At 60.4% G+C, this 22,382-nt stretch carries 20 protein-coding genes; 7 read left to right on the forward strand and 13 right to left on the reverse strand.

Annotation, left to right across the window (positions count from 1 at the left end):
• Positions 1–6: 6 nt before the first annotated feature.
• The 5 genes from ACYCFC_RS09610 to ACYCFC_RS09630 form a co-directional block, all read right to left on the reverse strand.
• Positions 7–1,662: a hypothetical protein gene (locus tag ACYCFC_RS09610; RefSeq protein ID WP_459653815.1), complete on the reverse strand. Its 1,656-nt coding sequence runs from the start codon at positions 1,660–1,662 to the stop codon at positions 7–9.
• Between the two features lie 113 nt (positions 1,663–1,775).
• Complete coding sequence (locus ACYCFC_RS09615; protein ID WP_459653816.1) at positions 1,776–2,312, reverse strand: hypothetical protein; 537 nt, start codon at positions 2,310–2,312, stop codon at positions 1,776–1,778.
• Positions 2,309–2,956, reverse strand: coding sequence for a PDDEXK-like family protein (locus ACYCFC_RS09620; protein WP_459653817.1), 648 nt, complete (start codon positions 2,954–2,956; stop codon positions 2,309–2,311). Before ACYCFC_RS09620 ends, ACYCFC_RS09615 begins: the two co-directional genes overlap by 4 nt.
• Positions 2,957–3,402: 446 nt before the next feature.
• Positions 3,403–3,741: a hypothetical protein gene (locus ACYCFC_RS09625; RefSeq protein ID WP_459653818.1), complete on the reverse strand. Its 339-nt coding sequence runs from the start codon at positions 3,739–3,741 to the stop codon at positions 3,403–3,405.
• A 120-nt stretch (positions 3,742–3,861) separates the two neighbouring features.
• Positions 3,862–4,809, reverse strand: coding sequence for a DUF4351 domain-containing protein (locus ACYCFC_RS09630; protein WP_459653819.1), 948 nt, complete (start codon positions 4,807–4,809; stop codon positions 3,862–3,864).
• A gap of 171 nt (positions 4,810–4,980) precedes the next feature.
• Between ACYCFC_RS09630 and mntA the strand changes: the two genes are divergently transcribed.
• A complete protein-coding gene (gene mntA, locus ACYCFC_RS09635) occupies positions 4,981–5,277 on the forward strand; it encodes a type VII toxin-antitoxin system MntA family adenylyltransferase antitoxin (protein ID WP_459653820.1) in 297 nt (98 codons plus the stop codon).
• A gap of 134 nt (positions 5,278–5,411) precedes the next feature.
• Here the strand turns inward: mntA and ligA are convergent, their stop codons facing one another.
• From ligA to moaA, 4 genes are all read right to left on the reverse strand, one after another.
• Complete coding sequence (gene ligA, locus ACYCFC_RS09640; RefSeq protein WP_459653821.1) at positions 5,412–7,781, reverse strand: NAD-dependent DNA ligase LigA; 2,370 nt, start codon at positions 7,779–7,781, stop codon at positions 5,412–5,414.
• Between the two features lie 247 nt (positions 7,782–8,028).
• The gene (gene zipA / locus ACYCFC_RS09645) at positions 8,029–8,850 is read right to left on the reverse strand and encodes a cell division protein ZipA (RefSeq protein WP_459653822.1); all 822 of its coding nucleotides are present in this window, start codon (positions 8,848–8,850) and stop codon (positions 8,029–8,031) included.
• Positions 8,851–9,028: 178 nt separating this feature from the next.
• A complete protein-coding gene (gene smc, locus ACYCFC_RS09650; protein WP_459653823.1) occupies positions 9,029–12,514 on the reverse strand; it encodes a chromosome segregation protein SMC in 3,486 nt (1,161 codons plus the stop codon).
• Positions 12,515–12,880: 366 nt separating this feature from the next.
• Positions 12,881–13,876, reverse strand: a complete 996-nt coding sequence (gene moaA / locus ACYCFC_RS09655; protein WP_459653824.1) for a GTP 3',8-cyclase MoaA — start codon at positions 13,874–13,876, stop codon at positions 12,881–12,883.
• A gap of 184 nt (positions 13,877–14,060) precedes the next feature.
• On the opposite strand from moaA, the gene ACYCFC_RS09660 reads away from it, so the two are divergent.
• Positions 14,061–14,474 carry a CopD family protein gene (locus ACYCFC_RS09660; RefSeq protein ID WP_181086315.1) on the forward strand — a complete coding sequence of 138 codons (414 nt, stop codon included), beginning with the start codon at positions 14,061–14,063 and terminating at the stop codon, positions 14,472–14,474.
• Positions 14,475–14,526: 52 nt separating this feature from the next.
• Here the strand turns inward: ACYCFC_RS09660 and ACYCFC_RS09665 are convergent, their stop codons facing one another.
• Positions 14,527–14,991, reverse strand: coding sequence for a DUF2231 domain-containing protein (locus tag ACYCFC_RS09665; RefSeq protein WP_181086314.1), 465 nt, complete (start codon positions 14,989–14,991; stop codon positions 14,527–14,529).
• A 279-nt stretch (positions 14,992–15,270) separates the two neighbouring features.
• Here ACYCFC_RS09665 and coxB point away from each other — a divergent pair, with 279 nt between their 5' ends.
• Genes coxB through ACYCFC_RS09685 form a run of 4 tightly spaced genes read left to right on the forward strand, consistent with a single transcriptional unit; the run spans position 15,271 to position 19,875 of the window.
• Entirely contained in the window at positions 15,271–16,164 is an 894-nt protein-coding gene (coxB, locus tag ACYCFC_RS09670; RefSeq protein WP_459653825.1) for a cytochrome c oxidase subunit II, read from the forward strand.
• Complete coding sequence (gene ctaD, locus ACYCFC_RS09675) at positions 16,161–18,692, forward strand: cytochrome c oxidase subunit I (protein ID WP_459653826.1); 2,532 nt, start codon at positions 16,161–16,163, stop codon at positions 18,690–18,692. The genes coxB and ctaD overlap by 4 nt, the downstream gene beginning before the upstream one ends.
• Positions 18,692–19,051, forward strand: a complete 360-nt coding sequence (locus ACYCFC_RS09680; RefSeq protein WP_459653827.1) for a hypothetical protein — start codon at positions 18,692–18,694, stop codon at positions 19,049–19,051. The genes ctaD and ACYCFC_RS09680 overlap by 1 nt, the downstream gene beginning before the upstream one ends.
• Complete coding sequence (locus ACYCFC_RS09685; RefSeq protein WP_459653974.1) at positions 19,048–19,875, forward strand: cytochrome c oxidase assembly protein; 828 nt, start codon at positions 19,048–19,050, stop codon at positions 19,873–19,875. The genes ACYCFC_RS09680 and ACYCFC_RS09685 overlap by 4 nt, the downstream gene beginning before the upstream one ends.
• A gap of 156 nt (positions 19,876–20,031) precedes the next feature.
• Here the strand turns inward: ACYCFC_RS09685 and tusA are convergent, their stop codons facing one another.
• The 3 genes from tusA to ACYCFC_RS09700 form a co-directional block, all read right to left on the reverse strand.
• A complete protein-coding gene (gene tusA / locus ACYCFC_RS09690; protein WP_459653828.1) occupies positions 20,032–20,283 on the reverse strand; it encodes a sulfurtransferase TusA in 252 nt (83 codons plus the stop codon).
• A 130-nt stretch (positions 20,284–20,413) separates the two neighbouring features.
• Positions 20,414–20,953 (reverse strand): FlgO family outer membrane protein, encoded by a 540-nt coding sequence (locus ACYCFC_RS09695; protein ID WP_459653829.1) that lies wholly within the window; start codon positions 20,951–20,953, stop codon positions 20,414–20,416.
• Entirely contained in the window at positions 20,950–21,663 is a 714-nt protein-coding gene (locus ACYCFC_RS09700; protein WP_459653830.1) for a hypothetical protein, read from the reverse strand. The genes ACYCFC_RS09695 and ACYCFC_RS09700 overlap by 4 nt, the downstream gene beginning before the upstream one ends.
• A gap of 230 nt (positions 21,664–21,893) precedes the next feature.
• Here ACYCFC_RS09700 and ACYCFC_RS09705 point away from each other — a divergent pair, with 230 nt between their 5' ends.
• Positions 21,894–22,244: a helix-turn-helix domain-containing protein gene (locus ACYCFC_RS09705; RefSeq protein ID WP_459653831.1), complete on the forward strand. Its 351-nt coding sequence runs from the start codon at positions 21,894–21,896 to the stop codon at positions 22,242–22,244.
• The last annotated feature ends 138 nt before the right edge of the window (positions 22,245–22,382 follow it).

Genomic DNA, 22,382 nt, shown 5'->3' on the forward strand with positions numbered 1-22,382 from the left:
ATATCCTCAGTCTATTTTAGCCAGAAAGCAGGTATGACTACTCCGTAGACTCTCTATATACTCTGAAACCGTTAGAGAAACTATACCCTCCATAACTTTATCCACTTCAATTCTACCGACACAAACAAGCCGCTGCATAAAAACAAAATTACTGACTGGATCATGTAAACTCAAGCCAGGAAATACATTTCCTCCATTACGCCCCAAGGTTGAATGCCGCAGATATTCAGTGCAATAGCGCATACTTGTAAAGAGATCAGAGGAAAAAACCTTTACGCGAGCCGGAGAAAATCGCAAGATATCAAGCAAAGCCCGTTGTATAGCACAAGGATAGCCAACAAGCATGGGGTTCTTCAAATATCCCCTCAGCCCCAGCCGTTCTCTTTTTCGACAATCAATCATAGACAGCCATTGGCACTCACGCCAAGAAATACCATCAACTACAATGTAGTCTAAAGCTGACATTCCTTCTATCAGATCAATCCCACCCTTCATCAATACAGGGTGCAAATAGTACGAAATGTTAGTTCTTTCACCAAACACTACCGGGGCATATTCCAGCCCCTTACGAAAATTGAAGCGCACAACCACATCGAAGCTATCAATTTCAGCACCACTGTCTAACCCCACATCAACCGGGCCGACGACAGCAATACTTCTATTTTTAATGTAATCAGAAAAATCCTTATCTTGTTCTGACACAAACCCAGAATAACGTTCATCCGCATAATAAAATGCAGACAAATCAAAATAATGCTGCACGCCTTTCTTTCTAGCCTCAAGCTTCGCTACACGCTTCTCCAGTTGCGCATAGTGTTCAGCATCACCCAACTCATTAGCCAAGGAAACCTGATAAGAAAATGCCAAAACTCTCTTGGGCTCAGTACGAAATAACGAAAGCAGCCCCACGAAATGGCTACGCAACTTAAAATAAAGATCTAGATAACCAAACGCCAAAAATAAACGAGAGAAAAACTCATAATAGCCAGCAGGCAGCCCAGTCAGTTCTTCAGAATTCTCGTGCCAGAAAGCAGCCACATTCGCCACTTCTATGCTCAGGGTTTCATCAACAATAAGTCTGACAGGCAGATCATAACTGCTTAGACAAGCAATCAACGGGCTTAGCCGAGCATCGAAAGCCACTCGCAGATCTTCACCCCAATCCAAGCAATCAACGGCCAACATGATTCCGACAATACCCTGTGGCAATACATCACTACTCTTGAAAAAAGATAACTCCTCTATCTTTTTCAGTTTCTCCTCTCTGTTTTTTGTATTCATCAAGCATCTTGACAGCTGCACATGATGCCAGTAATAGTTCGTAGCACATGGCCATTCCCACTGCATCCTATTAAGCCGTTGAGATTCTAAGATACTCCATGCGCCATCCCAGTCACCATGACTGATACAATTCATTGCATATCCATGCTGCTGCCGAAACTTCAATTCCTTATCAGTAGGAAATTCTTTAACCCCTTGAGCCACTAGAGCAGAGTGCAAGTCCCAGCAAGCTAGGCGCTCATAAACACGAGCACAGGCATTGTAATCACTAGCCGCTGGCGAAGGTTCATGCTCCATGTAGCTATTCCATAGCTGTGCCGCTTCATACCAGCGACCTTCCTGCATGGCCAAGATCGCTGCTTGTGACTCTAGACCCTCCATGCATACTCCTTATGGAACCAATCTAAAAATGTTGATCTACAACCAAAATCTTTATCAAATGAACCATACCTCGAACTCTTTACCAAACAAGCTACAAACAACAAGCTCAATGTCTATCCAAATGCCGTTACCTGAGCCCACTGCGCAAACTCTCCCAATGCCTGCAAAGCACCTTCTCTCGTGTATGAATTGGCCCATACCTTGAATCCAAGGTAAGACGTCTTGCCTCCTTCGACCCAAGGCTTTTCGGCACAGGACCAGGCATATCGGTTCGAAGCTCCAGCCTCATGGAAAGCATTCTCTATCGCCTCCTGCCTTTCCTGTATAAACGCTCGATTCAGATACAGGAAAATCTCGAACCCCACCGCGCCATCCGCTGCGTCCATATCCTGAAAATAGGCAAGCGTGATGTTGGCTTCCGGTATCGTTTGCGCCCAGTTGGCCGGGAAGAAACGCAGCGCACGATAGCCATTGCTCCAGGTCTGGCTACGCGTGGCTACGGCGGTGTCGATTCCGTCACCGGCCAGTGCGCTGGTCACCCGGCTCACACCTTCCTTCAGCAACTCTTCCTCGAACTGCTGCAATAGCTCGCCGGCCTGCTTCAGCAGCTGGAAGTTCTGCAGAACCAGTGTGCGCGTCTCCGGATTCATGACACGACTCCTTGCGGACCCAGTGTTCTGAGGTGTTGCAGGAATTCACTGTAGAAAACCTGCCATTTGCTGAAAGGCTGAACGGCAACCTCCGCTCCGTACAAAGCCAGTGCCTGCGTCACCAGTTCGTCGTAGGTAACTACTGGCCAGTTAGGCGGTATATCGCCGGTCCTCGCTTCGGGGCGCAGGACGCATTGGAATATTCGTCGGTTATCCGAGCGGGCCTGGAGCAGTGATTGGTAAACCTCGAAAGGATTCGAGGTCGCACTGGCATATACCTTGTTTTCGATGCCAAGGACGAAGTTGTTACCCTCGACCAGTAGATCGAGGCGCTTGCTGACCTCAGCTTGGTCGGCCTTATAGGCGACTTCACGTTCGGCAGTGACGCTGTGCCAATCGACCTGTTCAAGGTCCGAGGTTTCCATCAGGCCACGCCCTACCAGGCAGTACAGCAAGGCTTTGCTCAGCCAGCAGGGCACCTGTGAAGTAGCACCCATGAACAGGGCCAGCAGGTCGGAGGTGGGGTTTTCCAGATAGCCACGGCCACCGCTGGAAAAGAAATTGAGCTCGCCTTGGGGCTTTTCCGGCAGGCGGGCAATGGCATCCAACAATTGTGAGAGGCTGTCGCAGGTCATCACTGTCATAAAGAGTCCTGCCGGCCAGGCCAGTCGCTGTATTTATATCGCATCACGCCGCACCCATGGAGCCATGAGCCACGTTGTTGCAGATCGGCGGGACGAGATAAGTGGCTGCGCCTGCTCCCGACTGTGTCAGTTAGCCGTCGCTTTAAAGCCATGAGCAAGGATCAGACCAAATCAGCAACTTGGCCTTCTCCGCTCGCAAGAATGCCATCAATTTGATGGCGCCCCCAAGGCTGGCATGTGAGTTTCCATGGCCGGCAGGCTTTCAAGAAGGGTGTACTGCAGTGAGCCGCTACGAGCGCTTGCAAAAGCTTCGTGGCTGAAAGCCACTCCCACAGGCACTGCGTTCTCCCACTGTAGTTGCTGAAGTTACTTGAAGGGGGACATGGAATCCGCCACAAAAGCAGGAGCGCTCAGTAGCCGGTAGCGAAGAGATTCTGTCCAGAACCTTAGCAGGGGCTTCCGTCGTTTACCGCAAAACCATTGGCGACAGGCAAAGCCAATACGACAACAGCTTGTAGCCTATCGCTATGGCGCGGTATCTGACTGACCAAACAGCTCTTCCAGGCTTTGCGCCTCGAATATCGCTTCGGCCCAATGGTTGATCTGCTCCGGAGTGGCCTGTCGAGGTGCTTCACTATCCATTCCGGCAAGGGGCCGAAGCGGACGCTCAGTTGACGGCCCAGCAATGAGGCTTGGCCTTGCTGCCTGCCTTCCTGCATCCATTTCTGCATGCCTGCACGCTCGAAGTCCCGCTCCCATTTCTTGATGATGCGATCGGCCAGCATGGTTTCAACCTCCTGCAGGTTTTCAAGCCTCAGCTCATTAGCGCCACGAAACGCGCGGATAAATCCGCGCCTGCAAAAAGCAGGAGCGCTCAGCAGCCGGTAGCGGGAACATGGCCTTTTTCAATGCAGGCTGAAGACGTCGTCAAGGGTTTCGGCATCGAGGATGTTCTCTGCCCAGCGCTCCAGCTCCTTGGTATCCGCCTGTTGCAGGCGTTGCTCTATCTCGGGCGTCAAGGTGCCGAAGCGGCGCACCAGCAGTCGGCTCAATACAGTCACCTCACCCTGTTGCATGCCCTGTTGCATGCCCTGTTGCATACCTTGCTGCATGCCTTGATGAAGCCCCTGCTGCTTGCCCTGCTCCAGCAGGCGTTCCGTCAGTCGAGTCATACCTTGCTCCTCCTGAGGGTAGCGATCCCGGTAGATACGTCGTTCATTGTCGTCCAGGGCCGAATAGATGTCGATGAAGTCGATGTACTTGAGCTGTTTCTCCGGGTCCGGCTCCAGTTTCAGCAGGCCACGAATGGCCTGAGCGTAGATATCTACTTTGTGCCGGGCCGCCCAATGCATGTTCGGCAGGTTGAGCCGGGCCACCAGGTTGTCGCTGTGCAGATAATCCGCAGCCGGGGTGCAGGCCAGCAGGCAGCGCAGGTAGTTGAATCCGAGATAGATGTGGCGCTCGCTACCCAGTTCGAGCCGATCAGGAATGCGCTCATTACCCTTCAGGAAAATCACTACCGGAACCACTCGCCGTGTCTGGCACAGTTCAGCCAGATCCAGGCAGTAATGCGCCAGACGGTGGATGGAAAAGCGTGCCGGATCACTTTCCTCTTCGAGGATGAACAGCAGCGCTTCACGTCGGCCATCGGGCCACTCCACCAGCAGCGGTATGTCCAGCTCGTGGAAACGATCACTCAGCCGCTTTTTCAGTTGCTCCTGGCGAATCGGTGTGATGCTGGTCGAGGCATCGATATCCACGGCTTCGGTGGCAGCGAAGAAAGCCAGGGCCTGGCGAGGATAGTCGAGAATGAGGTTCTTGAAATTCTGATCATGACTGTTCTTCCTTGTCATAAGTGCGTCCTGATTGCCTGTACGAACACGGGGCTCTGTTAGCTCCATTCAGCCCAAAATACTGGATATCCATCCAGATAACAAATCCTGTCGAAGCCCTTGCAACTGTAAACGCTCCTAATTGCAGGGCTTCTGTACCATTGCTGGCCAAGTCATCGAAGCAGGTTTTTTATGACCATCAACGAAGTTGAAGCAGCGTTGGCACAGTATCCGGAAATCAAGCTGGCCTATGTCTTTGGCTTGATCGCCGACAACACTGCCGGACCGGATAGCGACGTGGATATTGCCGTTCTGGGAGCCGCGCCTCTGGATATGAAACTCAAGGTCCGGTTGATTTCGGAGATCGCTTCAGCGACAGGCCGTCCGGTTGACCTGATTGATCTCGCTACCGTCGGTGAGCCTCTGCTGGGCTGGATTCTTCGCTACGGAGTCCGTATACGTGGCGATGCGGCTCTGCATGCGCATTGAGTTACCCGCCATATTTTCAATAATGAGGACTTCATGCCCTATATCAAACGCATGCTCGCCGAGCGGAGGCAGCGGTGGATAGGTTGATTATCAAGCGTTAGCCGATTGCCGAACTGGCCGGCTCCCCCCAGCACCTACCCCCCTTCCAACTGCGCCAGCCGCTTCAGAAACGCCTCTTCATCCAGCACGGTCAGCCCCAGCTCATTGGCCTTGGTCAGCTTCGAGCCGGCACCCGGCCCTGCCACCACGCAGCTGGTCTTGGCCGATACGGAGCCGGCGACCTTGGCACCCAGCACTTCAAGGCGGGCTTTGCCTTCGTCACGGCTCATGGTTTCGAGGGTGCCGGTCAGAACCCAGGTCTGGCCGGCGAGTGGCAGGCCTGCGGCTTCCTTGCGCTCGCTTTGCCAGTGCATGCCGAAGTCACGCAGTTGCGCCTCGATCAGGCGGGCGCGAGTGGCGTTTTCAGGATTGTCGAAGTAATCGCGCAGTGACCGGGCGGCCTTTTCGGTGAAGCGTTCGACCTGGCGCAGATCGAGCCAGTCAGCGGCGATGATGGCCTCCAGACTGCCGAAACGGTCGGCCAGACGTTGCGCGCCGGTGCTGGCGATAAAGGGAATGTTCAGCTTGTCGATCAGCCCGGAAAGGGTTGCGCAGGCAGCAAACTCGGGATGCAGTTCACCTTCCTCCTGCAGTTCAACACCGCGCTCACGCAGTTGGGCGATCACCGTGCGGTTGTGCCCATCCTGAAAGAAGCTGTGGATTTCGTGGGCGACTTCGAGGCCCACTTCTGGCAGGTAGACAAGCACATCCGGTAACGCCTGAGCGATACGCTCCAACGAGCCCAGGGCGCGCGCCAGCAGCTTGGCGGTTTCTTCGCCGACATCGGGAATGCCCAGCGCATAGACGAAACGCGCGAGCGTCGGTTTGCGGCTGGCATCGATGGCCTTGAGCAGGTTGCGTGTGGAAACCTCGGCGAAGCCTTCCAGTTCGATGATCTGTTCATAGGTCAGGCAGTAGAGGTCCGCCGGTGAATTGACCAGGCCCTTGTCTACCAGCTGTTCGACGATCTTGTCGCCCAGGCCGTCGATTTCCAGTGCGCGGCGCGAGACGAAATGGATGATTGCCTGCTTGAGCTGCGCCTGGCAGGCCAGGCGACCGACGCAGCGGTAGATCGACCCTTCGCTGACCGACTCACGGCCCTTGCTGCGCTTGATCAGCTGGGTGCGCTCGACTGCCGAGCCGCAAACCGGGCATTGTTCGGGTACCTGCACGGCGCGGGCATCCGCTGGGCGGCGTTCGGGAATAAGGCCGAGGATCTGTGGAATCACGTCGCCAGCGCGACGCACTATCACGGTGTCGCCGATCATCACACCCAGGCGCGCGACCTCATCCATGTTGTGCAGGGTCGCGTTGGAGACAGTGACGCCCGCCACCTGCACCGGCTTGAGCCGCGCCACGGGCGTGATGGCGCCAGTGCGACCGACCTGGAATTCCACGTCCAGCAGCTCGGTGATTTCCTCGCGTGCCGGAAACTTGTGAGCGATGGCCCAGCGCGGTTCGCGTGCACGAAAGCCCAGTTCGCGCTGCTGCGCCACGGAATTGACCTTGAACACAACGCCGTCGATCTCATAAGGCAGCGCATCGCGTTTTTCGGCGATGGCGTCGTAGTAGGCCCGGCATTCGGCAATGCCCTTGGCCAGTTTCAGCTCGCGGCTGACGGGCAGCCCCCAGCCTTTCAGCGCATTGAGAATGCCGATATGGGTATCCGGCAAATTGCCGTCACTACGTCCCACGCCATAGGCGCAGAGCTCCAGCGGACGGCTGGCGGTGATCTTCGAGTCCAGCTGGCGCAGGCTGCCGGCGGCGGCATTGCGCGGGTTGGCAAAGGGCTTGGCACCGCTTTCCAGCTGCCGTGCATTGAGCGCCTCGAAACCGGCCCTGGGCATGTAGATTTCGCCGCGCACCTCCAGCACCGCCGGCCAGCCAGTGCCGTGCAGCTTGAGCGGGATATTGCGCACCGTACGCACGTTGGCGCTGATGTCCTCGCCAGTGCTGCCATCACCGCGAGTGGCGCCGCGCACCAGATGGCCGTTCTCGTAGAGCAGGCTCACGGCCAGACCATCTAGCTTGGGCTCGCAACTGTATTCGACCTCTGCACCATCGCCGAACAGATCTCCACCTGGCAGATCCAGCCCTTCACGAACGCGGCGGTCGAAGTCGAGCAGGTGCTGTTCCTCGAAGGCATTGCCGAGGCTGAGCATCGGCATCTCATGGCGCACCTGACCGAACGCCGCCAGCGCCTCACCGCCAACACGCTGAGTCGGCGATTCGGGCGTCACCAGCTCCGGATGCTCGGCTTCCAGCGCTTTCAGTTCATTGAACAGGCGGTCGTATTCGGCATCGGGAACGCTGGGTTCATCGAGGACGTAGTAGCGGTAGTTGTGGGCGTCGATTTCGCTGCGCAGTTCGGCGATGCGCTCGGCAGCGGTTTGGGCGGAAGGCATATGACGGAGCCGTAGCGAGGTGATGAAGGGTGAGGATTTTAGCCGATCGGGAAACGTCGGATTATGTCTTCGAAACCCGGATTACGCCTTCAGCTAATCTGGGCTACGGCCATGTCGCCAGCCAAGAGTGTGCTTTCTGTGGGAGCGGGCCATGCCCGCGAAAGATTCCGCGCCAGGGTGTGGGCTTTGTTCGCGGGCGTGGCCCGCTCCTACCAAAAGCCGCGCCGCATGGAATCCCTCACGGAACCTAACGCTTGACCGTCATCTTCCGGCGTTCGTATTCGACGATGCGCTGGCGGTAGTGTTCGATGGTCTGTGCGGTCAGGACGCTGCGCTGGTCGTCTTTCAGCTCGCCGTTCAATTCGGCGGACAATTTACGCGCGGCGGCGACCATCACGTCGAAGGCCTGTTTCGGATGACGCGGGCCTGGCAGACCGAGGAAGAAGCTCACGGCAGGCGTGGTGAAGTGGTCGATGTCGTCCAGATCGAAGGTGCCGGGCTTGACCGCATTGGCCATGGAGAACAGCACTTCGCCGTTGCCGGCCATGCTTTCGTGGCGATGGAAGATATCCATTTCGCCGAAACGCAGGCCGCTTTCCAGGATGTTCTGCAGCAGCGCCGGGCCACGGAAACCGGAAGAATCGCGGGCGATGACGTTGATCACCAGTACTTCCTCGACAGGCGGCAGCTCCTGCTCAGGGTCACTGTTTTCCGCTTCGTCGTCTGCGTCGGCAACGGGATTGAGCAGCGTCGGAACCGGCTCGTCACCGGGAAAATGCAGGTCGCCCTGCTGAGGCTCGCTGCTGCGGCGATTGCCGCTGTCCCGCGCGCTGATCGATGGCAGATCGTCCTCGTCCAGTGCTGGCTCGCTGTCGCGATTGACGACGCGCGGCGGGCCGAGCACTTCATGGTTGTCATCGTCGTCGGGGAAACTATTGGCAATATTGCGGTCCAGCTTGAATTTCAACTTGCCCTTGCTGCCGCGCATCCGCCGCCAGCCATCGAAGAGAATGCCGGCGATGACAATGATGCCGATGACGATCAGCCACTCGCGCAGACCGATATCCATTAATGCGTAAACCCCTGAAATCGATGATAAAAACGCAGATTCACCGCCGCTGAACAGGCCGATCTGCGCATCGTAAAAATTGCGCTCTAAACTAGCACGACGAACGGTAGATGTGCACCGCTGCCGCCTCTCTTTTATAAGCTGCCGTTACACACCGTCTTGGCAGAGCAGCACGTCTTCATGCTTCCACCAGTGCCACCGCCTGCTCGACATCAACCGCGACCAGACGCGAGCAACCCGGCTCGTGCATGGTCACGCCCATCAACTGGTCGGCCATTTCCATCGCAATCTTGTTGTGCGTGATGTAGATGAATTGCACGGTCTCCGACATTTCCTTGACCAGCCGCGCATAGCGGCCAACGTTGGCATCATCGAGCGGCGCATCCACTTCATCGAGCATGCAGAACGGCGCAGGGTTGAGCTGGAAGATCGCAAACACCAGCGCCAATGCCGTCAGCGCCTTCTCGCCGCCCGACAACAGGTGAATGGTGCTGTTCTTCTTGCCCGGTGGACGCGCCATGATCGCTACCCCGGTATCGAGTAAATCTTCCCCGGTAAGTTCCAGATAAGCGCTACCGCCACCGAAAACCTTGGGAAAGAGCGCCTGCAGGCCGGCATTGATCTGGTCGAAGGTTTCCTTGAAGCGATTGCGGGTTTCCCTGTCGATCTTGCGGATGACGTTTTCCAGCGTTTCCAGCGCCTCGCTGAGATCGGCATCCTGCGCGTCCAGATAGCGCTTGCGCTCGGACTGCTGCTGATATTCATCGATGGCCGCCAGATTGATCGGGCCAAGGCGCTGGATGCGTGTGTCCAGACGCTCCAGCTCCGCCGCCCACTCCGCCTCGCTCGCGCCATCCGGCAGAGTCGCGAGCACGCCATGCAGATCGAACCCTTCTTCCTGCAGTTGATCCTGCAGCGCCTTGCGCCGAACATCCAGCGCCTGCCATTCCAGGCGTTGCTGTTCGAGCTGGCCACGCAACAGGTGCGCCTGCTGTTCGGCCTGGGTCCGGCGCTTCTCCGCCTCGCGCAACTCGCGGTCGGCATCCTCGAGCGCAAGCCGGGCCAGCTTGAGTTCATCCTCCACACCCATGCGCCGTTCGAGCAGTTCCTCCAGCTTCATGCGCAGCTCCTCCAGCGGCGCCTCGCCCTCTTCCAGGTTCAGGCTGAGCTGCTCGCGACGCTCCACGGCACGCTCGAATTGTTGCTCCAGGCGTTCAAGCGCCTGGCGCGTCGAGTCATGCTGAGCCTTGAGCGAGCCCACGCGAACCGCCAGTTGATGCGCCTGATCCTTGCGCTGACGGGCTTCCTGGCGCACCTGATCAAGCCGTTCGCGCAGGCCATCGCGGCTCGCCAGCAGCACCTCGCGCCGTTCGGTGTCCAGCGCCATGGCATCGAGGGCGTCCTGCAGTTGCAGCCGCGCCTCGGCCAGCTGTTCGGTTTCCAGAACGCGCTGCGCGGCCAGTTCGATCAGCTCTTCATCGAGACGGCCACGACGCAGATTCAGCTGTTCCAGTCGGGCCTGACCGGCCGAGAGGCGCGCCTTGAGCTCGGCCTGCTGACGGGCTTCGTCCTGCTGACGGCGGCGCTGCTGCTCGCGCTCCTCTTCCTGCTGGCGCTGGGCATCGCGCAGCTGGTCGAGACGCTCGTCCAGTAGTTCAAGATCCGTTTCACGCTGATCACGTTCGGCCTGCAGGCGCTCCAGCTCCTGTCCGCGCGCCAGTACCCCGGACTCGGCTTCAGCGGCACGCCGCACCCGCAAAAAATGCCGACTGACCCAGTAACCATCACGGCTGATCAGGCTTTCGCCATCGCCCAGCTCAGCACGACCGGCCAGCGCCTGGTCGAGGGTTTCCACGGGGCGTACTCGACCCAGCCAGGGCGAAAGGTCCGTCGCAGACTCGACCTTGTCCAGCAGACAGCCGGCAACGCGCTCGCCATGCGCCGCACTGACCAGGCGCAAATCACCCTGTTCGAAGCCACTCATGTCGAGACCGTCGAAGCCGTCCAGCAATACCGCCTGCAGGTCCGCGCCCAGCACGGTTTCGACCGCCAGTTCCCAGCCCGGCTCGACGCGAAGCCCTTCGGCCAGTCGCGGGCGCTGGTCGAGTTGTTGCTCACGCAGCCATTCGGACACGCCCTTGCCGGGATCCAGCGCCGCCTGCTGCAAGGCTTCCAGCGAGGTGATGCGGCCATTCAGGCGCTGCAGTTCGCCCTGCGCCTGCTGCTGCGCCCGAGTGGCGCCCTGCAGTTGCTCGCGCAGTTGCTCCAGCTGTTGTTCAGTGTGTTCCTGGGCGGCGGTCAGCTCTTCCAGATTCAGCTCGCTGATGGCCAGTTGCTCGCCCACCTCCAGCATCGCGGCATCTTCCGGGTCGCTGGCCAGCGAGGTGCGCTCATCCTCCAGGCGCCGCTGACGCTCGGCCAGCCGCTCCAGGCTCTGTTCGAGCTGCTGAATACGCGACTGCTGCACCTCGGACGCGCGGCGCGGCTCGGCGCTCTGCAGGTTGAAGTGCTCCCACTGCTCCTGCCAGTGCTGCATGGCGGTTTCCGCTTCTTCCAGCTGCGCGGCGGTTTCTTCCGCCGCCGCGCCCGCCAGTTCCTGCTCGGGCTCCAGCATCGCCAGCTCTTCGCCGAGGGTGGCCAGCAGGGTGCGGTCGTGGCCCAGGTGGGATTCGGTTTCCAGGCGCGCCTGCTCGGCCTCGCGCAGGTCGTCCTGCAGCTGGCGCAAGCGCTGTTGGCCGTGCTGGATGCTCTGCTCGACCCGCGCGATATCGCCGCCCACGGAATAAAATCGGCCCTGGACCTGATTGAAGCGTTCGGACAGTTCGTGGTGGCCATCGCGCAGGCGCTCGATGCTGGCATCGGCATTACGCTGCTCGGCCACCAGCGCCTCGAAGGCCACGTCCTGATCGCCGATCACCTGCTCGCGCTGGCCGACCTGCTCGTTCAGCGTCTGCCAGCGCAGCGCCGATAGCTGTGCCTTGAGCTGACGCTCTTCGGCCTTGTATTGCTGGTACTTCTCCGCCGACTGCGCCTGGCGATGCAGGCGCTCAAGCTGGCGTTCCAGCTCTTCGCGCAGGTCGGTCAGGCGCGCCAGGTTCTCATGGGTGCGGCGGATGCGGTTCTCGGTTTCGCGGCGGCGCTCCTTGTACTTGGAGATGCCGGCGGCTTCCTCGATGAAGTTGCGCAGGTCTTCGGGCCGGGCCTCGATCAGCTTGGAGATCATGCCCTGCTCGATGATCGAGTAGCTGCGCGGCCCCAGGCCCGTGCCAAGGAAGATATCGGTGATGTCGCGACGACGGCATTTCACACCGTTGAGGAAATAGGTGTTCTGCGAATCACGGGTGACGCGGCGACGGATGGAGATTTCCGCGAAGGCCGCGTATTCGCCGGTCAGGCTGCCGTCGGAGTTGTCGAAGATCAGCTCGATGCTGGCCTGGGTCACCGGCTTGCGCGTGTTGGAGCCATTGAAGATGACGTCGGTCATCGACTCGCCACGCAGGTTCTTCGCAGAACTCTCGCCCATCACCCAGCGTACGGCATCGATGATGTTGGATTTGCCACAACCATTCGGCCCGACCACCGCCGACATGTTGTTCGGGAAACTGACCGTGGTGGGATCGACGAAGGACTTGAAGCCAGCAAGTTTGATGCTTTTCAGACGCATGCGGGGCCTTATCCGTGGCGGTCAGCGGGAAGATGAACAAGCAGGGTCGCCGTGAGCATCGCAATTCCTGGCATCGAGTGGACGCGAGCGCGAAAACGGCGGAGTTTATCACGCTGATCGAGCCGTCTTGCAGGAGGGTTATCAGGGTCTCACGGATAGGTTTGCCATTACCTTGTAGGAGCGGGCCATGCCCGCGAAAAAGGCCGACACCATGCCGCTGGGTCCTTCGCGGGCATGGACTCGGCATCCCAGCCCTTCCCACAAAAGCGACAGCACACCCACCTTCGAGCCATGCTCGCGAACCCGATCATGCAAGCCATTCGCGGCCAAGGCCTACGGAAACAGCAGCGCCCCGCCGCCACGGCATCAGCCGCCGGTCATGCTCATGAAGCGCACCACCTGTACCTGCTCGTCGGTGCGGAATTCATGCTTTTCCGGCTTGAGCTGCAGCGCATCGACCAGTGCCTGGCGCAGGCGTTCGCTGTCGCCGGGATGACGGCGCATCAGGCTCTTGAGGTCCAGCGCGCCTTCATGCCCGAGGCAAAGCACCAGTTTGCCTTCAGCGGTGACGCGCACACGATTGCAGCTGCCGCAGAAGTTGTTGCTGTGCGGCGAGATGAAGCCCACCTGGGTTTCACTGCCCGCCACCTGCCAGTAGCGCGACGGGCCGCCAGTGGTGTGGCTGCTGCGCACCAGCGTGTGACCCACTTCGATACGCTCGCGCACTTCGTCGCTGGAGCAAAAGGTGATCTCGCGCTGATGGCTGGAAATGCTTCCCAGGGGCATTTCTTCGATAAAGCTGATGTCCAGCCCGCGCTCGACAACGAAATTCACCAGATCCAGCACTTCGTCGTCGTTGCGGCCCTTCTGGATCACGCTGTTGATCTTGATCCGACGGAAGCCCGCCTGGCGTGCAGCGTCGATGCCTTCGAGCACCTGGTCGAGCTTGTCGCGGCGGGTCAGCTCAGCGAAGCGCTCATGCTTGAGGGAATCAAGACTGATGTTCAGCCGCTTGACGCCAGCGGCTTTCAATATCGGCGCCAGCGTCGGCAGTTGCGAACCATTGGTGGTGATCGCCAGGTCTTCCAGCTCCTCACGGGCGCCCAGGCGCGCCAGCAGATCAGGCAGCCCCTTGCGCACCAGCGGCTCGCCGCCGGTCACACGAATGCGTTTGACACCCAGGCCGATAAAGGCATCGGCCACCGCATAAAGCTCTTCCAGAGTCAGAATCTGCGCGCGCGGCGCAAACACCATGTCCTCGCTCATGCAATAGGTGCAGCGGAAGTCGCAGCGATCCGTGACCGACAGTCTCAGATAGGTGATGCGTCGACCGAACGGATCGACCAACTGTGATTCAGGCATGTCGCTCTCCAACTGCTTGATGCGCATGAGCTTTCCAATACCGCCAAGGCTATGCCTAAACGAGGCATAGGGCAAAGCCTGGAGCCGAATGGCACTCATAGAGCCACTTCCAGAGCTTAGCCGAACCGCCGGGACACAGGGCTGTCACAACCTCTGACTTGCCGTGGGCCGGATGGAGACGTGAATGCCCTTGCTCAAACTGCTGCACTTCGCGAGCCTGTTGTGCTGGTGCGGCGCCCTGCTGTACCTGCCGGCGCTGATCGCTGCCGGCACCCGGCGCAGCGAACCGCTTTTCTACCGAGACCACGCACATCTGACGCGCACGGTGTTCAACCTGATTGCGACGCCAGCGGCGCTGATCGCCATTGGCTCGGGCAGCGCGATCTTCCTGCGTGACGGGCTCGTTGCCGGTTGGCTGATCGTCAAGCTCACCACGGTCGCCGGCATGGTCATGTGTCATGCCTTGTGCGGCGTACTGGTGTTACGCATCGAGCGCTCGCCAGAACAGAGCGCCAGCATCCAGTGCCGAATTCTTGGCGTGTTCATCGCGACCTTTATCACGGCGACGCTCTGGCTGGTCCTGGCCAAGCCTTTCTAATTCACGAATGACTCGGCAAGCACTCATGACCGAACCCAAGGCACATCATTCCTCAGACCTTGTCCAGATCGACGCCTACCGCATGCTCGTAGACCAGGCGCCCGCCAAGATAGGCCGCCAGGGCGATCAGCACGGCGGTGATGGCCGACAGGTACAGGCCCCAGAGGTAAATGTTCTGCCCGTCGTTCTGGTAGCGCAGCAGCCAGTTGAGCGAGGCGAGCGAGAGCATCATCACGGCGAGGATGGCGTGGCACCAGGCGGTGATCTTCTGGCGAATCTCGTTCACCGTGAGCAGATCGATCAGGCCGAAAAGGCTGGCGACCCAGCCCCCCAGCGCGCCGACACCAGCCAGCCACAGGCCGGCACGCCACCAGAAATCATCCAGCGTCCACAAGTGGGCCAGGTCGACCGGCAGCAATGCAGTCAATGCGGCGACCGGGAAATGAATCAGCATCGGATGCAGGGGATGCCCGGCAATCGCGGCGCGGCTATGGATGGAGTCTCGGTAGTTGGCCATTCGGCCCTCCAGTGGCAGACGGAAAAAGGGGCCATGCGAACCGGTGGCCTCTGTAACAGGCCGTTGAGAAACGTAGGCGAGGCAGGCAAGACAAGGCAAAAACAGGCGAGGAAGCGGAGTTTAGGTGTTCTAAATGAGCATTCTGAGCCTGTTTTTAACGCGGTATTGCCAACGCAGGTAGTTTTTCAACGGCCTGTTAAATGGACCACGCTGACGCTGGCAGTTCCTTGGCTGAGTGCCTGTGGTGGCCCGCTGTCCACGCTCGATCCGGCCAGCCCGATGGCCCATCAGGTGGCCACTGTCTGGTGGGGCATGTTTGCCTTCGCCACGCTGGTGCTGCTGGCGGTGAGCGCGCTGTGGATCTACGCCATGCTGCGCAAGCCGCGCACGGTCAGCGAGGAACAGGCGAGCCGGATCAATCGACGCTGGATCATCGGCGGTGGGATCGTACTGCCAAGTGTCAGCATCATCGTGCTGCTGGTCTTCGGCATTCCCACCGGGCGCGGCATGATCCCGCTGCCGGTCGACGGCGAGCAGCCCCTGAAAGTGGAAGTCACCGGCCATCAGTGGTGGTGGGAGGTCCACTATCCCGACAGCGGCGTCACCACCGCCAATCAGTTGATCATTCCCGCCGAGCGCCTGATCGACGTGCACGTGACCAGTGCCGACGTGGTGCATTCGTTCTGGGTCCCGCGCCTGGGCGGCAAGATGGACATGCTGCCGGGGCGGACCAACGTCATCCGTATCGAGGCCGGGCACACCGGCATATTTCATGGCCAGTGCTCGGAATTCTGCGGACTTCAGCACACGCACATGAAGCTGCACGTCGAGGCGATGACAGCTGACGCCTTCGATGACTGGATCGCGGCGCGGGAGGATTTCAGCGTGCAGCAGCCCGCGTCTGGCGCAGGTGGCGAAGTCTTCGCCAACCGTTGCGGGCAATGCCACCGCGTGGCAGGCATCAGCGAAGGGAACCGCGCACCGGACCTGACCGACCTGGCGAGCCGCCCCAGCCTCGGCGCCGGGGTCATCGACAACGATGCACAGGGCCTGCGCCGCTGGCTGCGTGAGCACAAGACGCTGAAATTCGGCAACGCCATGCCGGTCCATGACGACGTGCCGCCAGAAACTCTCGACGAGATTGCCGCCTGGCTGGAGACGCTTGCACCATGAGTTATTTCGACCGAAGCAAAGCGCCTTCCACCGACCCGGAGCAGTTGCACGACCAGTTCAACGAAGTCTGGGGCAACCCGCGTGGCTGGCGGGCGCTGACCATCGTCAACCACACCAGCATCGGCCTGCGCTTCATGATCACCGGCGGGGTGTTCTTCCTGATCGGTGGCCTGATGGCCATGCTGATCCGCACCCAGCTGGCGCTGCCCGGCTATGTGCTGATGGAGCCGGACATCTACAATCAGGTCTTCACCATGCACGGCACGGTGATGATGTTCCTCTTCGCCGTACCGATGATGGAAGGCCTGGCCGTCTACCTGATTCCGAAGATGCTCGGTGCGCGGGACCTGGCCTTTCCGCGGCTGTCGGCGCTGGGCTATTTCTGCTACCTGTTCGGCGGCATCATCCTGCTGTCGAGCGTGTTTCTCGAAGTGGCGCCCAAGGCCGGCTGGTTCATGTACACGCCGCTGTCGAGCGCCGCGCACATGCCGGGGATCAATTCGGATTTCTGGCTGCTGGGCATCACCTTCGTAGAGATTTCGGCGGTGAGCGCCGGGGTCGAGCTGGTGGTGTCGATCCTGCGCACCCGCGCCAACGGCATGGCGCTGCACAAGATGCCGATTTACGCCTGGTACATCCTGGTGATGGCGATGATGATCGTCATCGGTTTCCCGCCGCTGATTCTGGGCAGCATCCTGCTGGAGCTGGAACGCGCCGCCGGCCTGCCCTTTTTCGATACCGCCAGGGGCGGCGATCCATTGCTGTGGCAGCATCTGTTCTGGCTGTTCGGCCACCCCGAGGTGTACATCATCTTCCTGCCCGGCGCGGGCATCGTCTCGACGCTGTTGCCGGTGTTCTGCCAAAGGCCGCTGGTGGGCTATCGCTGGGTGGTGCTGGGCGTGCTGAGCACGGGCTTCCTGAGCTTCGGCTTGTGGGTCCACCATATGTTCACAGTGGGCATTCCGGCGCTGGCGCTGGGCTTTTTCTCGGCTGCGAGCATGCTGGTGGCGATCCCCACGGGGGTGCAGATCTTCGCCTGGATCGCCACGCTATGGCTGGGCAGGCCGGTCTATCATGTGCCGATGCTGTGGCTGGTGGGCTTTCTCATCGTGTTCGTCGCCGGCGGTCTGACCGGCGTGATGGTGGCGCTGGTGCCCTTCGACTGGCAGGTGCATGACACCCATTTCGTGGTCGCGCACATGCACTACGTGCTGGTGGGCGGCATGTTCTTCCCGCTGATGGCCGGGCTCTATTACTGGCTGCCGCACTTCTCCGGGCGCATGCCTTCGGTGCGGCTGGGGCGCTGGGGCTTCTGGCTGGTGTTCATCGGTTTCAACACGACCTTCCTGATCATGCACTGGACGGGACTGATCGGCATGCCGCGGCGGGTCTACACCTACGACACGGGGCTGGGCTGGGACATGCCGAACCTGGTGTCGTCCATCGGCAGTTTCATCATGGCCATCGGCATCGGCACCATTCTGCTGGATATCCTGCTGCACTTCCGCTTCGGCCAGCCAGCGAAGAAGAACCCCTGGAATGCCGACACCCTGGAATGGGCCACCAGCCTGCCGCCCAGCCCGTACAATTTCGTCAGCCTGCCGGATATCGATGATCGTCATCCGCTATGGAAGGACCCGAACCTTCCCGACAGCATCGCCCGTGGTGAACACGCACTGACGGTGATCGACCATGGCCGGCGGGAAACCTGGGGCGTCGATCCCCTGACCGGCAGGGTGCGCGAAATCGTTCACCTACCCGGCAACAGCTGGCTGCCCTTCATCGCCTCGCTGTTTCTCACCGCGCTCTGCCTGAGCCTGCTGAACAAGGCGTACTGGATCGCCCTTGCCGCCACTCTGGCAACCCTGGTGGTGCTGTTTCGCTGGTCCTGGGAAAACGGCACGCATCCCAATGCCGCACCGGACGCCCGCACCCAGCCCGGCGAGCCGCCGCTGCATTCTCGCACTTTCGACGGCCCCGGCCTCTGGGGCATGGGCGTGACGCTGCTGGCCAATGGCGCGCTGTACCTGTGCCTGCTGTTCGGCTGGTTCTACCTGTGGACGGTTGCGCCCGAGTGGCAAGTGCCGCAGCGGTCCGATCTCAATGGCTGGCTGATGCTCGCCAGCGCCTTGCTGCTGACAGCCGCCACCCTGTGGATGCGCCGGGTGCCGGCACAGTTGCGCCGGGGCACCTCCACGCATGTGCTGCGCGACCTGTGCATCACCACGGGCCTGGGTCTGGTGCAATGTGCGGCACTGCTGTGGCTGCTGCTGGATGCCAGCCTCGCCATAACCGAAACCGCGCATGACGCGGTGATCTTCGTGATGCTGAGCTACAGCCTGATCCACTGCGTCCTGGCGAGCATTCTGACTGTCCTGCAGAGCTGGCGGGTGGTGAAAGGTTACGTCGGGCTGCATGCACCCTACGAACCCGTCGTGGTGGAACAGCTCTGGTATTACAACCTCGGCGTGCTATGGAGCGCTTATGCGGCCATCGTCCTGTTCCCGAGCACCTGGGGAGGCGCCTGATGAAGCCGCGTTGGTTCTCTGCCCTGCACCCGATACAGATCGTCCTTGGGCTGATCATCTGGAGCGTCTGGTTCGCCGGCATCTACGGCGCTCACGGCGTGGCCTGCGTGGTCAACCCGCCCGATCCGGCGCAGGGCATCGCCAACTGGCTGAACGCGAGCTTCGCCATTGTCACGCTGGCAGTGGTCGCGTTGCTGTTGTGGCTCGGATATCGCGCCTGGCAGCTGACACGCCCGCCGCACCAGCTGGACGAACGCCAGTTGTTCGTCAGCCGGGTTGCGGCGGGCATTCACCTTATCGCGGCCCTGGCCACCCTGTTCATCGGGCTGCAACTGGCGTTTTTACCACCATGCGTATGACTTCCACCCTCCGTTGGCCCCTGACGCTGCTCCTGATGGGCTTACTGCCGCAACCGGCGCTGGCCCACGGCCTGTTCGATGGCCATTTTGTCGAGCGTGCACCGCTGTTCATCACGGCCCTCGTCCTGGCCGTGGCCTGGGGGTTGTATATCCTAGGCGCCCGGCGCATCCCGACCCGGCGTAGCGAAGCCGCCTGGTTTCACGGCGCCATGCTGCTGGTGGCCTTCGCCGTATTCGGCCCCATCGACGACTGGGCGGAAACCAGCACCAGTTGGCATATGACCCAGCACATGCTGTTCATCGTGGTGATCGCCCCCATGTGGGCACTGGCGCGCCCGCTGCCGCAATGGCGCGCGGTCACCGGACGGGTGGCACAGCCGGTGTGGAACGCCATTCTGCGCTGGGGTCGATATCCGGTGGCGCTGGCGATGCTGCATGGTGCGATCATCTGGATCTGGCACACGCCCAGGCTGTATCAACTCGCACTGGACAACCTCTGGTGGCATGCCGTCGAACATGCCTGCTTTCTATTCAGCGCCTGGCTGTTCTGGTGGTCCACCCTGCGCGCAAACCCGAAACAGGTGCCGCAGGCACTGATGGCCAACCTCCTGACACTGATGCACACCGGCCTGCTGGGCGCCCTGCTGACGTTCGCCAGCACGCCCTTTTATGGCGAATCGCGGGATGTGGCCGACCAGCAACTGGCCGGTCTGATCATGTGGGTGCCGGGCGGTCTGATCTACCTGCTGGGCGCCGGCTGGATCACCTGGCGCTGGCTGACGCGGATGTGGCGGCGGCAGGAGGCGAACGCATTGTCGCGGTGATATTGCCGAACCTGCCGCAGCGAGCTGTGGGGTTATTGTAGAAGGGGCCTTGGCCACGAACGGAGCCGCACCGATGGCCGGAGTCGGTCCGCGCTCATGTCGGTTCGCGGGCATGGCCCGCTCCTACCGGGCGCCCCAGAGCCCAAACCCCAAGCCTCAATCGCTTTTCTTGCGAATCCAGTACAGGTAGGCGCCTTCCTGTGTCTGTTGCTCGATCAGCTCGTGGCCGAGAAAGACGCAGAACTTGGGAATGTCACGTTGGGTGGACGGGTCGGTGGCGATGACCTTGAGCAGCTCACCGCCGCTCAGGGCACGCACCTTGTTGTGCAGCATCATCACCGGCTCCGGGCAGTTGAGGCCGGTGGCGTCGAGCAAGGCATCGTGGGACAGGTTGTTCGGGTCGGTCATGAATAGGCTCCGCAAAACAGACGGGCATTGTCGCGCACCCCTGCCCTTGCGGTCACCTGTGACGACGCAAGAGACGGCGAACAACCCGGCAGCCAACCGGGCCATCCGCGCCTCATGCGGTACAAGGTAGTCAATAACGCTTGTTGCGCAGCATGGTGCGCATGTTCTCGTCGATCGGCAGCGCATAGTCATGCACCGCGAGCACCAGATTGGTGTTCGGCTGGATCACTTTCAGGTTGATGAACACATAGTCCTTGCTCTCACCGTAGCTGCCGACGATCACCGCTTGGGCATTGTGGGCACTGGCCAACTCGTGGATTTCACGTGTCAGTATCAGCTCGCCCTGGCTTCGCGAGATGTACACGCTGTTGCGGAACTTCATCTCCACCATGCGATTGCCAGCCTGGGTGAAACGCGCCGAAACCTGTTCGGAGACCAGCCGCCCCATGGTCGAGGAGCGCTCCAGTGCGTCGATGTTGACCAGGGTCGCGATGATCATGGTGCTGCCGCCGCCCGGCAGCTGTTGCAACAGCGCGTCGGCGGCCTGGTGATTGGCGCGGATGAACGGCGAATTGCGGGCATTCTCATAGTTCGGAGCCGCATTGCGCACACAGCCGGACACAACGACGACCAGCAACAGGGCCAGCAGGGAATGGGCAAGACGCTTCATTGGGCTGCCCCCCTGAGCGGCAGGCGCGCATTGCGGGCATACAGGCCCCAGTCGGTCTGGGTGGTGTAGTAGGCGCTGCTGACCTGGGCGAAGTAGCGATCGGCAGTGGAAACGCTGGTGGTAACGATCAGCTCGGTCTGTGGCACGACGTGCCGGCCTTGCTGATCCTGGTACAGCTCCAGCGCCTCGGCCAGGGCTGCCACCCTGATGACCGCCCCCGCCGCAGCGCCGGTCTTGCTGACGCTGCCATAGATGTTGTCGGTGACCTTGTAGACGGCCAGCAGGCCACCCGTCAGCAGGCTGGCGCCCAGTGTCTTCGAGCCGAGGAAGGAATCCTGATAGCGTCGATCTTCGGAGAATCGCACCGGGTTGGCGGAAACCTCGACCAGCAGGGTTCCCTGGCGGTCGGCATGTTTCATCACCGGATAGCCGGCGCGGGTCAGTTCGGTGACGAGCTGTGAAGTGAAGGTTTCCTCGAAAGGACTGGCGGTGCCGTCCTGGCGCACCACATGCAGCGGACGCTTCTCGGGCAGGGCCGCGATCAGCTGGCGAGCAGTGTCTTCAGCGATCAACTGCCAGTGCGATGCCGCCCGCACGTGCTGCTGATCCTGCAGCGGAAAACCGCTTGGTCGCGGTGCTTCCGCGATCTGTACGCAACCGCCCAATACCGTGCTGCCCGCGAGCAGACCCATGATTATTTTCTTACGCATAGTCGATCCCTGGAGACGCGGAAAAAATCCCGCTTGGCCATTCAGTGCCATGTCCGGATGCCCGTCGACGGGCCGCCCATATCCCCGCAGCCCCGACCGGCAGTTCTTCCCGGCATGAACTAGGCATATTAGATCAAATCATTATCTAAACAAATTAGAACCTAACGAGCAGAACGTGAACGCCCAATCATTTCGCGCATGGATTCCGCCATGACAATTTAGGTTTAGCCGTGCGTCAGGAACTCGCTGCAACCGTAGGCAGGATCATTGCCCGCCACCGCACCGCGCTGGGTATCACCCAGGACCAGCTGTCACTGGCACTGGACGTGGACCCGATTACCGTTTCCCGATTCGAACGCGGCGTTACCCTGCCCTCGCTGCTCACCATCCAGCGCCTGTGCGAGGTCTTCGGCGTCAGCCTCAGCCAGTTCTTCACCGAAGATGCGGAGCCGCCAACAGCAGCCAGTGACGACTCCACCGCCCTGCTGGTGATGCTCGGCTCCCTGCACGAAGAGGAGCGCGCCTTCGCCATCGACACGCTGAAGCGCTTTTGCCGCCTGGCGGCCAGACGGCGCAAGTAACGACAACTCCTCCGCATCCCGCCTCACACCGCCCGCCAAATCCGCTCGGGAACCCAGGCGTATGTCCCCTGTCCAGTGAACAGTTGGCATGCAGCCGGCATCGCCTGCGCTATCTGAAGACTGCATTGCGCGCTGGCG

It is taken from the genome of Stutzerimonas sp. NM35, from assembly GCF_054604355.1.

Coding starts and splice junctions, on each gene's coding strand:
- ACYCFC_RS09665 (WP_181086314.1), bottom strand. CDS start 14,991: ATGGCCAACTACCGAGACTCCATCCATAGCCGCGCCGCGATTGCCGGG.
- moaA (WP_459653824.1), bottom strand. CDS start 13,876: ATGCCTGAATCACAGTTGGTCGATCCGTTCGGTCGACGCATCACCTAT.
- smc (WP_459653823.1), bottom strand. CDS start 12,514: ATGCGTCTGAAAAGCATCAAACTTGCTGGCTTCAAGTCCTTCGTCGAT.
- ACYCFC_RS09700 (WP_459653830.1), bottom strand. CDS start 21,663: ATGCGTAAGAAAATAATCATGGGTCTGCTCGCGGGCAGCACGGTATTG.
- ACYCFC_RS09620 (WP_459653817.1), bottom strand. CDS start 2,956: ATGACAGTGATGACCTGCGACAGCCTCTCACAATTGTTGGATGCCATT.
- ACYCFC_RS09615 (WP_459653816.1), bottom strand. CDS start 2,312: ATGAATCCGGAGACGCGCACACTGGTTCTGCAGAACTTCCAGCTGCTG.
- zipA (WP_459653822.1), bottom strand. CDS start 8,850: ATGGATATCGGTCTGCGCGAGTGGCTGATCGTCATCGGCATCATTGTC.
- ACYCFC_RS09680 (WP_459653827.1), top strand. CDS start 18,692: ATGAAGCCGCGTTGGTTCTCTGCCCTGCACCCGATACAGATCGTCCTT.
- ACYCFC_RS09630 (WP_459653819.1), bottom strand. CDS start 4,809: ATGACAAGGAAGAACAGTCATGATCAGAATTTCAAGAACCTCATTCTC.
- ctaD (WP_459653826.1), top strand. CDS start 16,161: ATGAGTTATTTCGACCGAAGCAAAGCGCCTTCCACCGACCCGGAGCAG.
- ligA (WP_459653821.1), bottom strand. CDS start 7,781: ATGCCTTCCGCCCAAACCGCTGCCGAGCGCATCGCCGAACTGCGCAGC.
- mntA (WP_459653820.1), top strand. CDS start 4,981: ATGACCATCAACGAAGTTGAAGCAGCGTTGGCACAGTATCCGGAAATC.
- ACYCFC_RS09685 (WP_459653974.1), top strand. CDS start 19,048: ATGACTTCCACCCTCCGTTGGCCCCTGACGCTGCTCCTGATGGGCTTA.
- tusA (WP_459653828.1), bottom strand. CDS start 20,283: ATGACCGACCCGAACAACCTGTCCCACGATGCCTTGCTCGACGCCACC.
- ACYCFC_RS09625 (WP_459653818.1), bottom strand. CDS start 3,741: ATGCTGGCCGATCGCATCATCAAGAAATGGGAGCGGGACTTCGAGCGT.
- coxB (WP_459653825.1), top strand. CDS start 15,271: ATGGCCCATCAGGTGGCCACTGTCTGGTGGGGCATGTTTGCCTTCGCC.
- ACYCFC_RS09695 (WP_459653829.1), bottom strand. CDS start 20,953: ATGAAGCGTCTTGCCCATTCCCTGCTGGCCCTGTTGCTGGTCGTCGTT.
- ACYCFC_RS09660 (WP_181086315.1), top strand. CDS start 14,061: ATGCCCTTGCTCAAACTGCTGCACTTCGCGAGCCTGTTGTGCTGGTGC.
- ACYCFC_RS09610 (WP_459653815.1), bottom strand. CDS start 1,662: ATGGAGGGTCTAGAGTCACAAGCAGCGATCTTGGCCATGCAGGAAGGT.